Origin of the sequence: Spirosoma luteum DSM 19990 (assembly GCF_000374065.1) — a bacterium.
Classification (GTDB): domain Bacteria; phylum Bacteroidota; class Bacteroidia; order Cytophagales; family Spirosomataceae; genus Spirosoma; species Spirosoma luteum.
Genome location: NZ_KB893255.1, coordinates 52334 through 68128, shown reverse-complemented (window position 1 = coordinate 68128; position 15795 = coordinate 52334). Strand labels below are relative to the sequence as shown.

Below are 15795 nucleotides of genomic sequence, written 5' to 3'. Positions count from 1 at the left end.
CCTGAATCAGGCTGGTTTACCGCCTATTTCAGGAGTTGTTGAGAAGGTTAATTAACCAAAAGCGTTGATATGCTTCTGAAAGATGGCTTCGTATTTGTTGGCTGCTGCCGTTTGTTTGGCTTCCTTACAGGCTTCGATGATCGTTTGCAGAATGTACAGGTCCGAATCAGGGTTGCCAAAGCGGTTACCATTACCCGACTTATCGTAGGTCAGAGCCTGATCAGCACGAGTAGCCATGATGTCGGCAATTTCGAGGGCTTTTTTGTTATCCCCTACCTCGAACAGGAAGCGTACGTAGTTGGACGAAATCTGGTCGTAGGGAATACTCTTATCGGGAATCACCTTCAGTGAATAGTAAAGCACCTCTTTGGCCTTATCCATCTTGCCCTCCCGCATGAGCTGGTCGGCCAGCCGGAAGAAAGCGATGCGGGCCGAAATGACTGGCGGCCCTTTGTAGGTTTCATCGTAGTACGTATTTGGGTTGTCAAACTCCCGCCAGAACGTCTTCTTGGTCATGTTGGTGTACATGATGTCCGAGTTCACATAGCCATCCGTAGCCCCCGGAACGGCTACCGGCATCAGCCGATACGCATATCCTTCCAGCTGCATGTGGTTTTTCAGACTCAGGTAGTTATCGTTCGCCAGCGTACTCGAAAAATAGATGGGCCGCTGCCAGTTGTTGGTCGCAATCATATCGAGCATAATCAGATCGGGCTTGTACAGATCCTTCTTTCCGATGGTCCATTGCAGCGTATCCTTCACCAGAGGCCGTAGCATAGGAGGGACAAAATTAGCCTTGTCGATGGCGGCTTTGTCGAGCGGCAGGAACAGCACGGACGAGGGCAGAATACTGGTCATATCCCCGTTGGTCAGGGGAACCTGCACCGCCGGACTGCTCGATTTAATCAGGCTAATGTACTGTTTGAGGTCGATGCCGTTTTTCACGCCCGGCACTTCGTAAAACGGTACAATGTCGTTCTTGCCCTTGTTGAAATTGTCGAATTCCAGCGAAATAGGCAATGCTTCTGACAGGTACGTTTTACGTTTCATTTGCTGGATGTACCATTCTGTACCCAGCAAACTCAGGTTGCACACGCGTACATCGGTTCGGAAGCCTTCCACTTCCTGCACGTACCAGAGGGGGAAGGTGTCATTATCCCCGCCCGTAAACAGAATGGCATTGGGCGCGCAGGAATTGAGCAGGTTCTTGGCAAAATCAACCGACTGGTACCGGTGGCTACGGTCGTGGTTGTCCCAGCTTTTCATGCCCATCATAACGGGTACCAGCAGGCTCAGGCCAACAACCAGCCCATTACGCATCATGTCCGGCTTCAGGTACGCCCGTAACCCTTCGGCAATGGACATCACGCCCAGACCCAGCCAGATGGCGAAGAAATAAAACGAACCCACGTAGATATAATCCCGTTCGCGGGGTTCGGAGGGGGGCGAGTTCAGGAAGATTTGCAGGGCTATTCCCGTGAACAGAAACAGCAGTCCCACAATCAGGAAATCGCGCCGACGGCGGAAGTACTGGAACGTAATACCCAGCAGACCCAGGGCAAAGGGGAGCATATAGAAGTTGTCGCGGGCTTTATTGGTGCGCAACAAATCGGGCACGTTCTCGTCCGACGACCAGGGCAGCAGGTAACCCGCGCCTTCTTCGTCGCTTTCACGCCCGGCAAAATTCCACATCAGGTAGCGCCACCACATATGCCCCAACTGGTAGCTGAACATATACTTCAGGTTATCGCCCATGGTTGGCTTCTGGCCTTCGGCCAGACCCAGCATCTGCCGATACAGGGCGGGGTGATTTTGCTGGCTGCTATACACGCGGGGAAACAGCATCTCATCGCCGGGGGCGTAGATGTACTCCGGCTGATGGTCGAAAGCCACGTACCGGTTTCCTTCCTTTTTCCAGATGGCCGCGCCCTGTTTCTGATCGACGGGACGGGCCGTAAACACCGGCCCGTACAGCAGCGAGCGGCTTCCGTACTGCTCCCGGCGCAGGTACGACAGGAAGTTCAATTCATCACTGGGGTCGTTTTCGTTGATGGGTGGGTTGAAATCCGCCCGGACCAGTACCTGCATGTACGACGCGTATCCAATCAGGACGAATGCCAGGGCCAGCAGTGAGGTGTTGAGGACAACTTTCTTCTGCCGGGCCGACCAGATGATGCCGTACACCAGCGCACCCAGGAAAACAATGATAAAGGTGTTGGCCCCGGACGTAAATGGCAGGCCCAGTATGTTGACGAAGAATCGTTCGACGGCAAACGCCATACCCGGCAATCCGGGAATGATACCGGCATTAATAATGACCAGCACAACCAGCCCTACGCCAGCGGCAATAACGCCACCCCAGAAGGTTGGTTTTGGTTGCTTTTTAAAGTAGTAGATAAGGGCCAGTGCGGGCAGCGTAACCAGGTTAAGCAAGTGAACCCCGATAGACAAACCCGTGAGGTAAGCAATGAAAATAAGCCAGCGGTTAGCGGCAGCTTCATCCTCGATTCGTTCCCATTTGAAAGCGGCCCAAACCACGATGGCTGTAAAGAACGACGACATCCCGTATACTTCGGCCTCTACCGCCGAAAACCAGAACGTGTCGGAGAAGGTATACGCCAGTGCGCCAACGGCACTCGTGCCCAGTACCAGCAGGGTGTCGGCTGTGCTATACTCCGACTCCGGTTTGTCCAGCAGTTTCTGCCCCAGCATAGTGATGGTCCAGAACAAAAACGCAATGGTAAAAGCGCTGGCCAGTACCGATGCCATGTTTACCCAGTATGCTACGCTGGTCAGATCCCCAAAGGACATCATGGAGAACAGTCGGCCCAAGAGCAGGAAAAAGGGTGCCCCCGGCGGGTGCGGCACCTGAAGTTTGAACGAACAGGCAATAAACTCGCCACAGTCCCAGAAACTGGCGGTTCGTTCAACAGTCATCGAGAAGGTAATCAGCGCGACAACGAAAACGGCCCAGCCCAAAAGGGTGTTCAGGCGTTTAAATGAGTGCATACTAGTGAAGATTAACGAAAGGCTTTTGTGTAAGTAAGTCCCCAAAATTACGCAAAAACCAGCCCGACAGCGGTAGGCGGGGCTGTTAAAGTTTGTTAAGGGGTAGGTGAACGATACTCTTTTTGGTCAGTACCCCGGTAATCGAACTATCCGCGGGGTATTGGCCAGGGCTCAAAAGACAGTCGGGAAGCAACGTCCCCAATTACAACTGCGTCAGGAAAGCCATCGTATCCACACCGTCAGCGTAGTCCATCAGGGCGGGGGTCTGAGTCTGGCCAAAGGGAACGCTCCCCGCCAGCCACCCCTGCGCCGAAGCGACCACCTGAATGCGGTCGGTACGCTCGGCAAGCCAGGCACTGGCAGCTGCCTGGTCCTGATACGTCTGGTAATATAGAACGGAAATGGGCGAAACAAGTCCGTCATTTTCGGTTAGCAACAGATAGCCGTTGTCCAAGTGAGGGACCCCGTTTATCAGGTAAATAGATTTATTGTAATCGTAATTATTCTGGTATTTGTGGTTATTCAGGTAAGTAGCTACCATCGGTTCCAGCGTTCGGAGCAATGGGACGAAATCATACCCATCGGGCACCAGCAGGGTGGATATGTTACGGCACCCCAGCCCATAATAGTCGGAAATATCGTGGCCAAGTTTCCCGAATTCTTCTGCGCCTTCCTCGCCCATCAACAAACCCACCGATGTGCGGTTCTGACGAATTATATGTGGTTTACTGGCAAAGTAATAGGAAAAGTAACGGGCGGTATTCGTGCTGCCGGTTGTAATGTAGGCATCGGCCGCGTTGAGCCGTTCGGCCTCCTCGATGTAGGTAGTGAAGGCCGGATTGATCTCTTTTAATTTTTGTATTAAATAGTGGATTAATACAAAATCTTGAGTGCTTAGTTTGGCCAGTAACTTGTGCCCGCTCATTAACACGCACAACAGATCATGAAATCCAACGGCCGGTATATTACCCGCCATGACGATGCCAATCGTTTTCGGGTCTGATGGGCTATTCTCACCGGATGCGAGCGGGTATCGCGACACCCATGCCCAAAGTTTATCGGCGGTAAGAAACTCATCGGCAATAGCCTGTATGGATTTTAGGGTATTGTCGGGGGTAAACCAGTTATTCCTGTGGTGGGCCAGTCGGGCAATTTCCTGAATTTCGGGCTGTGCGCCGGGAGAGCGGAGAAAGTTGCCCAGGGCTACAAACGTTTGCAGACGTTCTGATAAAAGCATGAATTGGATAAGCAAATGGAATACACCATCAACTAATGTAATTAAATATTAGTTTGCGCCCGACCTTTAAATAGTTATATTTGTGGTACAATTCTGAAAGATATACATTTAGCTTACATAAATCAGACTGCTCATGGCAATCATGATCACCGATGAGTGCATCAACTGTGGTGCCTGCGAACCCGAATGCCCGAACACGGCCATCTACGAAGGTGGGGTCGAATGGACCTGGGGGGGAGGAACTGAACTAACCGAAGTCGACTTTGGCGATGGGACGGTTATTAGCGGCAAAGACCAGCAAACTCCCGTGTCAAACGAGTTTTACTATATAGTTGCCGATAAATGTACCGAGTGCCAGGGCTTCCACGAGGAACCCCAGTGTGCTGCTGTTTGTCCGGTTGATTGTTGCGTACCCGACCCGGAGCACGAAGAAGATGAAGAGACGCTACTGGCCAAAAAGGCCTGGTTACACGCCGAAGCGTAACTTATTATAATACAAAATCAGGCATAAGGCCCAACCAGTTCGCTGGTTGGGCCTTATTGCATTTTAACCATATCAGAACCAAAAACAAGGTCAATTTTGGCTAAAAGCATTCTCTACTAAGGTGAATAATATTTGGCATATAGGTCAATAAGCAAAATATAATAAAATAGGTATAACTTTAAAAAGTTAGGTATTTATAGTTGATAATATAGTAGAATTCTAACAAAATGACCGTTTATTTAGATAAAAGCATAGTTATTTATAGCTACCTATTGCGTGTAATAATTTTTTGAACAAAATTTGTTGCGTAATTCACCTAGTAATCATTGCACGTAAAACCAAATAAACAATATGAAAAAAGTACTTTTACTTATCACTTCTTTGTTTTTGACTTTTACCGCTCGATCCCAGGATAGTACGACAGCCACTCCCGGAAAATTCACCTTCTCCGGTTACATGGATACTTACTATTTCAGTAATTTCAACAATCCACAAAGTCAGTCAAATTTAGGATTAGGTGGTCCCGCACGGGCATTCGACCAACGGTCGGGTATGTTTGGTATTGGGCTGATACAGGCCAAAGCCATGTATACCGCCGATAAGGTAGACGCGGTAATGGACCTGACATTTGGTCCTAACAGTGATCTTGGAAATTACGGTAACAATATTGGACCGCTCGGACCCGGCTCTACGGCTTTGGCCATCAAGCAGGCGTATATCGTGTTTAAAGCGACGCCCAAACTATCATTCACGGCGGGGCAGTTTGGCACGCACATCGGGTACGAAGTAATCGACGCACCCGTCAATTACAACTACTCACTTTCCAATTTATTCAACAACGGACCCTTCTATCACATCGGTCTGAAAGCGCAGTACGCCTTTAGTGATCGGGCTTCGCTGATGCTGGGTTTAGTGAATAATGTTGACAACCTGTATGACAATAATAAAAAGAAGGGCCTGATTGGACAGTTTTTCTTCTCGCCGGTTGCTAACTGGAGCGTTTATCTGAACGGTATCATATCGAACGAAGGGTCTGCGCCGGTTCCAACCCCCGAAACCGTTGTGGTACCGGCCAACATGGCCCGGTATCAGTTGTATGACCTGACCACAACCTACCAGGTTACGCCGAAATTTTTTCTGGGACTGAATGCCGCTGCGGGTTCGCAAAAAGGGGATTACCAGGGTGCCGGTGGTCCATTGACCACTAAAAGCTGGAGTGGTGTGGCCGTTTATTCGAATTACGCCTTTACGGACAAGTTCGGCATGGGTGCCCGCGTCGAAACTTTCGACAATAAGAATGGAGTACGGGCTATTACGGATGCCGACGGGAATGGTGCCAGCGTAACGTCCATTACGATTACGGGTAATATCAACGCGGCAGACGGACACATACTGTTCAAGCCGGAGTTCCGGGTTGATTCGTACTCGGCCAATAAGTTTGAGAAAAACGATGGCTCGCTTACCACCTCTCAGGCTACCCTGGGTATGGCGGCTATCTTCAAGTTCTAATACACCGTTTTCTTACCCTAAATATTTATCAGTACAACAAAAATTCCCTCGATCAGTATGCAAAAGCCCAATTACGTTCCCCTAATTCTGCTGGGTGCTGTCGCCGTGCTTGGCGTGATTCCCGGTTTCAATGGCGTTCCTACGCAAATCGTTACGGAAGGTATCGACTCAGGTGATACCGCCTGGATGCTGGTAGCAACGGCACTTGTCCTGCTGATGACGCCGGGTCTGGCGTATTTCTACGGTGGTATGGTTAACAACAAGAATGTGATCTCAACCATGCTGCAAAGCTTTGTAGCGATGGGTGTAATCAGTATTCTTTGGGTAGTGGTTGGCTTCAGTCTGGCTTTTGGTACGTCCATCGGCGGATTTGTGGGAAACCCAATGGACCACTTCATGTTCAAAGGCGTACTGGATGGCAAGCCCTGGTCGCTGGCCTCAACGATTCCTCTGGTAGTGTTTGCTTTCTTCCAACTCAAGTTTGCCGTTATCACGCCGGCTCTTGTTACAGGATCAATGGCCGAGCGGGTTAACTTTCGGTCGTATGTGCTGTTCATGATCCTGTTCAGCCTGTTTGTTTACGCTCCGCTGGCACACATGACCTGGCATCCGGAAGGTATTCTGTTCAAATTAGGTGTGCTTGACTTTGCGGGTGGAACGGTGGTTCACATGTCGGCAGGTTGGGCTGCCCTGGCCGGTGCACTGTATCTGAAGCGTCGGAAATCGCACATGGAAGCCAGCCATTTCCCACCGGCCAACATTCCTTTTGTGCTGCTGGGTACGGGTTTGCTGTGGTTCGGATGGTTCGGCTTCAACGCTGGTTCTGCGGTTGGTGCTTCTACCCTGGCTGCTTCGGCTTTTGCTACTACCAACACGGCGGCTGCCGCTGCGGGTCTGGCCTGGGTATTGTTCGATGCTGCCAAAGGCAAAAAAGTATCGGCACTGGGCTTCTGTATCGGCGCGGTAGTGGGTCTGGTAGCCATCACACCAGCGGCTGGTTTTGTAACGATTCCATCGGCCATTTTCATTGGTGTAGTGGGCGGTATCGTATCCAACTACGTAGCACACCTGCGTTCTAAATCAACGCTTGACGATACCCTGGATGTATTCCCCTGCCACGGTGTTGGCGGTATGGTAGGTATGGTGATGACGGGTATTTTTGCTACCAAAGCGGTCAACTCAGGCGTAGCCGTTGAGGGACTGGCTTTCGGCGAAACGGGTCTGTTTATTACCCACCTGATTGCACTGGTAGGCGTGTCGGCCTTCGCGTTCATCATGTCTTATGCGCTGTTGAAAGTAACCGATCTTATCCTGCCCCTGCGTGTGAGCGAAGAGGATGAGAAAGAAGGGCTGGACGTTAGTCAGCACGACGAGTTCCTAATAGAAGCTTAAACGGAATTATAAATGATGAATGAAGCAAATTCCGTGACAATCAATTCATCATTTATAATTCATCATTGTTATAATTCATCATTGTAAAGCAGAGCCACAGGCTCCTGTCTGGCCAATATGTCTGGCAGCTTTATCTGTGGTTTTGTTGTACTCATGGAGCCGCTCCCGCTTGGGGGCGGTTTCCTGCTTTTAGGGGTGAAGTACTACCCAGTTCCTCTACATGGCGGCTGGTTACGCCATCAACACAACCAGCAAGGCAATAATAGCGGGTAGTGCCTGCACGTAGAAGATCGACTTCTGAGCCGTTAACGCCCCGAATATACCGGCCACAACAACGCAGCCCAGGAAAAAAGAAGCAACGTTCGTTTGCCAGACCACATCCTCAATCAGTAGTGACCAGATAAGCCCGGCGGCCAGAAAACCATTGTACAGCCCCTGATTGGCGGCCAGTGATTTGGTCTTCTCAAACAAATCGGGGGGGAAAGACCGAAACGTTTTGCGGCCCTGCGTAGTCCAGGCAAACATTTCGAGCCACAAAATGTAGAGGTGCTCAAGGGCAACGACACCAATCAAAATTTCGGCGAGTAGTTTCATGTGGGTAGGGGTAAGACGGGGACATTAACTGACGTTTCCTGTTGTTGAGGTGTCGTACAAAAGTAGTGGAGTAAATGACTTATACGGGTAAAGGCTGGTTTTTCAATCGGTACCATTCGTATAGCCCAAAACCGAGTACCAGGCTGTATTCAAGGCCCGTAAGCCATACATTTTCGGCGTATGCTGTTGTTTGGTAGGCCGAGTAGGAGAGGACAATAACGCCCGACCAGACCAGCGGATAACGAAAGGGCGTGAATACCGAAGCCGCAACCAGCGAAGTAACGTACCAAGGATGAACCGTGGTACTTAACAACCAGTAAAGCGTAAGCGTTAACAGGACTTTCATGGGAAAGAGCGGACCGGGTAAATAGGCCGTCTTCCGAAAAGCAATAATCAATACGCAAACGCCAATGACGACAAACAACATAAAACCGGCTCCGGCAATGATGTTGTACCCGACAAACCAGTAGCCAACCGCCCGAATGAGGTAGTAGACACTGGCGTTAAACTCGAACGATTGAAAGTACAAATTCAGGCTGGAATAAATGTTTTTCAGCAATTCGATACTGATAAACGGAACGAACAGCAGACCCACCAGTGCCGTTGTCAGGCTGGCGTAGATAAGGCCCCGTTTCCAACCCAGATACCGAATCAGTAACGGCAGAAAAATCAGCGGTAGCAGCTTCATGCCGATACCCGAAGCGAGTGCAATGGATGAGCTAATCCATTGATTCTGTACGAGTAACCAAACACTCAGGAGTACAAAAAAAATCATGATAGCCTCAAAATGCAGGTTCCCCGTCAGTTCCAGAATGACCAGTGGGTTCAGGGCATAGAGCAGGCTATAATTCGGATTCTTCCCAAATCGGCGCAGCAGCATCGCCAGTAAAACGACTGAGCCCATATCGGCCAGTATGATTGGTACGCGCAGACTAATAACCGCACCGATTACACTGGCGGGAGAAAGCCAGCCTGCCAACCCGAACAGGGCCTGATTCAGGGGTGGATAGACCGTAAAATACCGGGGCGAATTCAACCGCTGGAATAAGCTATCGGTAAGCCCCGCAATAGATGCTATGGGCGTGCTGATTACCTGAGCCGGTAGGTAGAGATAAGGGTTATAGCCGTGCGCCAGTAGACGTCCATCCCAGATGAAACGGGCGTAGTCATCGGATAAGTTGGGGATTGCGGCCAGTAAGGAAAGGCGAAACAACAGGGCTGATACCAAAAGAAACCGGTCTAAAGGCTGCGTGCCTGACGGGCTGTATGGTCCTGTATTCACCTCATTCCAGCATGAATTCGTGACCCGGCTGTAGCCCCAGAAAACAAGGCCGTACAGGGTGATGAGCAATGTAAACTGTGGCCGCGTAATGCCGTAGCCGAGCAGCGTAAACAACGCCAGCGAAAGGCCCAGCCAACCGATGCGGAAAGGTGTAATCATGGGTGCAAGTTACGGTGCATCGGTTCATAGCCTGCCACAGGCTACCAGTACCGGAAGATAGTGGCCAGAATTTTATACCCGGCCAGCACGGTTCCTTTAACCGTACCCGAAATTTTTGAGTGACCAATTCGCCGTCGGTAATCAACCGGCACTTCGGTTGAGGTAAAGCCCAGTTTGGCGGCTTTGAGTTGCATCTCAACGGTCCAGCCGTAGGTTGTATCCTGCATATCCAGTGCCAGCAGCGTATCGAACCGGATAGCCCGGAAAGGACCTAAATCGGTAAATCGAACTCCGTATAGTTGTCGGAGTAGTGTAGTAGCCAGCCAGTTGCCAAAAATCTGCTGGGGCGTCATGGACCCACGCTGGCGTTTGCCCAGCGCCCTCGACCCGATAACCATGTCGGCCTGCCGGTTCAGGATGGGGGCAATCAGGGAGGGCATCTCTGCCGGAAAATCAGAGTAATCGGCATCAACGAACACAATAATATCCGGCTTGGGCTGGCTTTGTTTCGCATAGGCAATGCCCCTCAGGCAGGCCCTTCCGTACCCTTGTATGGGTTCGTGCAGGACGGTGGCACCGGCGCGGGCAGCTTCCACCGCTGTCTGATCATTGGAGTTATTGTTCACAACAACAATTTCCTGCGCCAGTCCGGCCGGTATTTCGCCAACCACGCGGCCAACCGAGTTTTCCTCGTTGAAGGCGGGGATAATTACATAAATGACAGGCTCTTTCAAGGGTAGTGGGTAAAAAATGGCGTATGCTATAGACGGTATGATGTATGAAGGGGTACATCACACATCATACGGTTCGTAGTCGCTCCATTCGTCAATATCGGTCAGCGTTTCGAGTGGTGCGAAGGTGAACCCATGTTGTAAGATAGCCAGTTCAGTCAACTGCCGAAGTTCGGGCTGGCTCCACGGCATACCCTGAAACAGGAAAGGATGGACCTGCTTCATGCCCAGCAGGTAATACCCCCCATCCGTAGCGGGACCAATCACAATGTCTGCCGTGTTGAGGGCGGCAAATGCCTGAGTCAGGTGGGCTGGTGTAATAGCGAGGCAGTCGCTGCCAATGATAACTACCTTTTCGGCCCCGGCGGCAAACTGCTCCTGAAAGGCATTGGCCATGCGCTCGCCCAGGTCGCCATTGGTCTGTAGTTGCTTATCACAGGCATTCCAGCCATCATCCGGGTTAATGAAGTCACCGTAATAAACGACGCGCTGCCCTAAGAAAGACTGAATGAGTTGCTGGGTATAGCGTAACAGATGGGTGTAGACATCAACGGCTTTGGCATCGCCAACGGTGCGGGCGATACGCGTTTTAACCTGACCGGGAATGGGGTTTTTAACGAAAATTATCAGATGCTCAGCGGGCATAAAAGGCGGGGTAAATGCTGTTTCGTGAATGGAGTATGACAATCGAACGGTTATCTTGCGGAAAAAGTTACGCTACGACTGTTATTATACCATGCTCGAACAGATCCAGGAAGCCGCCCGCTTTATTCAGGCCAATACGTCCGTACACCCTCAAATTGGTATTATTCTGGGTACCGGCCTGGGGGCACTGGCCCAGGAGTTAACCATTGAAACAACGCTGAATTACGAAACGATTCCTCATTTTCCGCTGTCGACGGTTGAGTTTCATTCGGGTAAGCTGCTGCTGGGAACGCTGGAAGGTAAACCGGTAGTGGTGATGCAGGGCCGATTTCATTATTACGAAGGATACATCATGCAGCAGGTGACCTTTCCGGTGCGGGTGATGCACGCGCTGGGCGTGCGGACGCTGCTGGTTTCCAATGCCGCCGGTGGGATGAACCCGGACTATAAAACCACCGATTTGATGGTTATCGAAGACCACATTGGCCTGCTATTGCCGCAAAATCCACTGGTAGGATCAAACCCACCCGAATTCGGCGACCGTTTTCCGGATATGAGCGAACCATACAGTAAAGACCTAATCGAACAGGCCTTTCGGGTTGCTTCTGAACGGGGAATACCCCTCAAAAAAGGCGTTTACGTGAGCGTGACGGGCCCGCAGCTGGAAACACGGGCCGAATACCGGATGCTGCGCCAGTGGGGTGCCGACGCCGTTGGTATGTCGACGGTGCCGGAAGTGATTGTGGCCAATCAGATGGGCATGGCCGTTTTCGGCGTGTCAGTCATCACGGATATGTGCCTGCCCGATACGCTGGAAAAAGCCGACATCAGCAAAATCATCGCAGCCGCCGGTGCCGCCGAACCGAAGCTAACAGAACTGATGCGGGGGTTGGTCTCAGGGCTTGGGGCGTAGGGAATAGTGTGTTGGGCTGGGGTAAAGCATACAGTTAATGGACACCAATAAGCCCCCCAGCACTACGCCCCTTGCCCTCCGTTCCTTGTCATTTCGTGGCTGGATACCCAGTCGAGGGAGGAGATGGCGGCTGCCAGCGAGAGTTCCCCGGCGGTAACGACACCCGCCACAATCTCCGCGAACTTATGGACATTGCCGTTTCCGTAGCATCCCATCATGGTCAGGCATTCCCGTTGGGTGGGTAAACCCGTACCTCCGCCAACGGTACCCACAATGAGGGAAGGCAGGGTGACACAACCGTATAAATCGCCGTTGGGCCGCAGTTCCGACGTGGTGATAGCCGCCGAGGATTCGGCCAGGCAGGCTACGTCCTGACCCGTGGCGATGAACAAAGCCGCCAACCCGTTTACCGAATGCAGGCCATTATTGTTGGCTCCGGCCATGAATGCGCCCAGATTGCCGATACGGGCGTGGCGGTCCAATTGCTCCGGGTCAACCTGTAATTCCCGCAAAAGCAGGTCTTTGGGAATGACTACCTCGGCCGTAACGCGCTTACCCCGCGTGTGGAGCGTGTTGATAAATGAGGGTTTTTTGTCGGTTGCCAGATTGGATTCCAGGTAAAAATGCTCCACGTTTTCTACCTGCTGCAACAGGTAGTTGCAGGCCGCCAGCGTGGCTTTGCTCACCATATTTTGCCCCGCAGCATCGCCGGTAGTATAGCCAAACCGCAGGAAAAGCATGCGCCCGACCTGATAGGGCGTAATATATAGTAACCTGGCAAAGCGGGAGGTACTTTCCGCTTCGGCCCGTAGTTCGGCTTCGTGAGTGGTAATCCAGTGGGCCAGATTACGGGCAGCACGGGCATCCGGCATCACAAAAACGGGTGCCCGCTGCATGCCTTCGTCTACCACCGTACAGGTTACCCCTCCGCATTGGTTTAGCAACTTGATACCCCGGTTGTAGGAAGCTACCAGCGTGCCTTCCGTGGTGGCCATCGGAATAAGAAACTCGCCCTGAGCGTGTTCGCCGTTGATGCGCAGCGGCCCGGCCAGCCCGATAGGCACCTGCGCCACCCCAACAAATTGCTCACAGTTACCCTGCACCACGGCGGGGTCAAACCTGTAATTTGTCAGGTGAGTAAGCGTCGTCCGGGTAAACTGCTGGATGTAGTCCCGCCGTTGCCGGATAATTTTCGGTGATGTATCGTCGGCCGGATTGCGCGGTACACCTGTACTGATGCCGGTATCAGGGGTGGCGGGCAGTGGCTGTTGCAGGTCATCGGTCACCGTAATCACCAGCGTTCCGAAGGGCTGGGTCTGGAGCGTCAGTTCAAGGGTGTGCTGACCCGGTGCCAGCGGCTCCGCCCGGGCGTACGCATTCACCCGCCGTCGGAGGGGAAACTCAAGGGGATCGGCAGTTGATATCTGACTGACATCGAGGGATTCGTTTCCTTCCAGTTCCAGCCGGAAGGCCGTTACCGGGTAGTCTTCCCCGTCGACACGAATTCGGGTAAGACCCGTGAAGCGGGCATCGGCCAGTCGATTTTTCAGGGAAAACGTAAAGCCATCGGACGTATTGCGCAGGCTATTGCGGTTGTAAAGTTGTTTTAACAGGACGTTGGGTATAAATCGAAACATGCAGTTTTTAGTTTACAGGTTACCAGTTGATGTTGTGCAGAACCATAACCCCAGCCGAGTTAGTAGCAAAGAAAAGCCAGTAAGCTACGAACAGCAACGATCAACCGGCAAACTACAAACGTTATGGTTCATAGTGTGTCTACCGTTTCCATCATTATTCCAATCCTGAACGAAGAAAAGATGCTGCCCCTGATTTTTCGGCAGCTCCGGCAGCTGTGCCCCGCCCCCGACGAGCTTATCCTCGTGGATGGGGGGAGTACTGACCAAACGGTGCCGTTGATTGAACAGTACATGGAACGGGAGCTGATCGGGGCAGGTCAACCACCCGTGCAGTTGCTCAACTGTCCGGTTGCCCGGCGGTCGAGTCAGATGAACCTGGGTGCCCGACGCGCTACGGGTACCTACCTGTGTTTTTTACACGCCGATACGGTATTACCGACGGACGCGCTGACGGTCATCTGCCAGACGCTGGCCCAACCCGGAACGGCAGCCGGAGGCTTCATTTCGCTGATGCGCGGGCCGCTGCGAACGCGCTGGCTAACGTCATTTCACAACTATATTAAAACCTACTACGCCCCGCTCCTCTTTCGACCCCGTCTGTTTTTTTTCAAAGGGGCGCGGCTGCTCTTTGGCGACCAGGTTATCTTCTGCCGTCGCCAGCAGTTTCTGGATTGTGGCGGCTACGCTGATGATTTACCCATCATGGAGGAAGCGGATCTGTTGCTTCGACTGGTAGAGTACGGGCGAATCCGGCAGGTAAACCGACTGGTCGAATCGTCGGACCGGCGGGTGGCCAAATGGGGTTTCTGGCGGGCGAATGGGTTGTTTCTCTACATTGGTTTTCTGTGGGGCATGGGCTACCCGGCCGAAAAACTGAAACGTGTTTTTGAAGACATCCGGTAGTGAAATACCGTTAATCCCGTCAGTACGTTGACTCAATTTAGCTTAATTCCGTCAACGTACTGACGGAATTAAGCTAAATTGCCGTATGGAATTCAACCGTTACCTGTTACCAATCCTACTCGAGCACCTCATTCCGAATAAGGTAAATCTTATTTTTGGGACCCGGCGCGTTGGTAAAACATACCTGATCAACCAGTTGCTGGCCCACACCGGCTACCAAACGATGGTACTGGCCGGTGAAGATATAGACACGCAGCAACTATTGATCCCGCGTAGTATTGCCAACTACCGGCGGCTGCTGGAAGGTATTGATTTGCTGATTATTGACGAAGCACAGGAGATTCCCGATATCGGCCCAATTTTGAAACTGATTGTCGATCACATTACGCCCCTGCGCATCATCGTTACCGGCTCATCGGCGTTCGATTTGGCGAATCTGTCGGGTGAACCGCTGACCGGCAGGGCTTTCACACACCAGCTTTATCCGCTGGCTCAGCGCGAACTATCACCCTACGAAAACAGACTCGAAACCCGGCAACGGCTGGACGACCGGTTGATCTATGGTAGCTATCCCGAACTGTTTCAGCTTCCGACTAATAGCCGCCGGGAACAATACCTAACTAATCTGGTCAATGCTTATCTGCTGAAAGATATTCTGGCCTTTGAGGGGGTGCGTAACGCGGCTAAAATAAAAGACCTTCTCCGGCTCATTGCTTTTCAGGTCGGCAAAGAAGTATCAATGGAAGAGATTGGGCGGCAACTGCAAATGAGCAAAAATACCGTCGAGAAGTACATCGACCTGTTCACGAAAGTGTTTATTCTGGTGCGTGTTGGCGGATTTAGCCGAAATCTGCGCCGGGAAGTAACCAAAACGACCCGCTTATTTTTCACGGATACGGGCATTCGGAATGCACTCATCAGCGATTTTCGCCCGCTATCACTTAGAACTGACACGGGTGAACTTTGGGAAAATTACCTGATTGCCGAACGGCTGAAAACGATACAGGCACAACAACGACTAGTCACTTTCTACTTCTGGCGTACGTACGACCAGCAGGAAATTGACTGGCTCGAACTGGAAAATGGTCAGCTTCGCGCTTACGAATTTAAATGGTCTGCAAACCCGGTTACGCTGGCGCGGGTGAAAGCCCCCAAAGCCTTCGCTAATAACTATCCTGACGCGTCATTCGAGATTATACACCGGGATAATTACCTCGATTTTATCGAGTGATGAAGCAGGATTAAGACGCACTGGATGGATGTTGCCCAGCGGGAATTAACCATAGGGGTACCGGCCAAT

General features: G+C 51.7%; 13 protein-coding genes. 6 read left to right on the top strand and 7 right to left on the bottom strand.

Going from position 1 to position 15795, the window contains the following annotated elements:
* Positions 1-51: 51 nt before the first annotated feature.
* Together B156_RS0112285 and B156_RS0112280 are read right to left on the bottom strand one after the other, a co-directional pair.
* The gene (locus tag B156_RS0112285; RefSeq protein ID WP_018620021.1) at positions 52-3009 is read right to left on the bottom strand and encodes a glycosyltransferase family 117 protein; all 2958 of its coding nucleotides are present in this window, start codon (positions 3007-3009) and stop codon (positions 52-54) included.
* A 202-nt stretch (positions 3010-3211) separates the two neighbouring features.
* Complete coding sequence (locus B156_RS0112280) at positions 3212-4246, bottom strand: hypothetical protein (protein ID WP_018620020.1); 1035 nt, start codon at positions 4244-4246, stop codon at positions 3212-3214.
* A 133-nt stretch (positions 4247-4379) separates the two neighbouring features.
* Here B156_RS0112280 and B156_RS0112275 point away from each other — a divergent pair, with 133 nt between their 5' ends.
* The 3 genes from B156_RS0112275 to B156_RS0112265 all read left to right on the top strand — a co-directional run bounded on the left by B156_RS0112275 (position 4380) and on the right by B156_RS0112265 (position 7631).
* Complete coding sequence (locus B156_RS0112275) at positions 4380-4730, top strand: 4Fe-4S binding protein (RefSeq protein WP_018620019.1); 351 nt, start codon at positions 4380-4382, stop codon at positions 4728-4730.
* Between the two features lie 351 nt (positions 4731-5081).
* Complete coding sequence (locus tag B156_RS0112270) at positions 5082-6239, top strand: porin (protein ID WP_018620018.1); 1158 nt, start codon at positions 5082-5084, stop codon at positions 6237-6239.
* 57 nt (positions 6240-6296) lie between these two features.
* A complete protein-coding gene (locus tag B156_RS0112265) occupies positions 6297-7631 on the top strand; it encodes an ammonium transporter (protein WP_018620017.1) in 1335 nt (444 codons plus the stop codon).
* A gap of 231 nt (positions 7632-7862) precedes the next feature.
* On the opposite strand, the gene B156_RS0112260 is transcribed toward B156_RS0112265, so the two are convergent.
* The 4 genes from B156_RS0112260 to B156_RS0112245 all read right to left on the bottom strand — a co-directional run bounded on the left by B156_RS0112260 (position 7863) and on the right by B156_RS0112245 (position 11042).
* Entirely contained in the window at positions 7863-8225 is a 363-nt protein-coding gene (locus B156_RS0112260; protein WP_018620016.1) for a DUF1304 domain-containing protein, read from the bottom strand.
* Between the two features lie 79 nt (positions 8226-8304).
* Entirely contained in the window at positions 8305-9666 is a 1362-nt protein-coding gene (locus tag B156_RS0112255; RefSeq protein WP_018620015.1) for an MptA/MptB family glycosyltransferase, read from the bottom strand.
* Positions 9667-9707: 41 nt separating this feature from the next.
* Positions 9708-10400 carry a glycosyltransferase family 2 protein gene (locus B156_RS0112250; protein ID WP_018620014.1) on the bottom strand — a complete coding sequence of 231 codons (693 nt, stop codon included), beginning with the start codon at positions 10398-10400 and terminating at the stop codon, positions 9708-9710.
* 57 nt (positions 10401-10457) lie between these two features.
* On the bottom strand, positions 10458-11042 hold the full coding sequence (locus B156_RS0112245) for a TIGR04282 family arsenosugar biosynthesis glycosyltransferase (protein WP_018620013.1): 585 nt from the start codon (positions 11040-11042) through the stop codon (positions 10458-10460).
* Between the two features lie 91 nt (positions 11043-11133).
* Here B156_RS0112245 and B156_RS0112240 point away from each other — a divergent pair, with 91 nt between their 5' ends.
* Positions 11134-11955, top strand: a complete 822-nt coding sequence (locus tag B156_RS0112240; protein ID WP_026260791.1) for a purine-nucleoside phosphorylase — start codon at positions 11134-11136, stop codon at positions 11953-11955.
* Positions 11956-12017: 62 nt separating this feature from the next.
* Here the strand turns inward: B156_RS0112240 and B156_RS0112235 are convergent, their stop codons facing one another.
* Positions 12018-13592, bottom strand: a complete 1575-nt coding sequence (locus B156_RS0112235) for a hydroxymethylglutaryl-CoA reductase (protein ID WP_018620011.1) — start codon at positions 13590-13592, stop codon at positions 12018-12020.
* Positions 13593-13715: 123 nt separating this feature from the next.
* On the opposite strand from B156_RS0112235, the gene B156_RS0112230 reads away from it, so the two are divergent.
* Both B156_RS0112230 and B156_RS0112225 read left to right on the top strand, forming a co-directional pair.
* Positions 13716-14495 (top strand): TIGR04283 family arsenosugar biosynthesis glycosyltransferase, encoded by a 780-nt coding sequence (locus tag B156_RS0112230; RefSeq protein WP_018620010.1) that lies wholly within the window; start codon positions 13716-13718, stop codon positions 14493-14495.
* Positions 14496-14580: 85 nt separating this feature from the next.
* Entirely contained in the window at positions 14581-15726 is a 1146-nt protein-coding gene (locus tag B156_RS0112225; RefSeq protein WP_018620009.1) for an ATP-binding protein, read from the top strand.
* Positions 15727-15795: the final 69 nt, after the last annotated feature.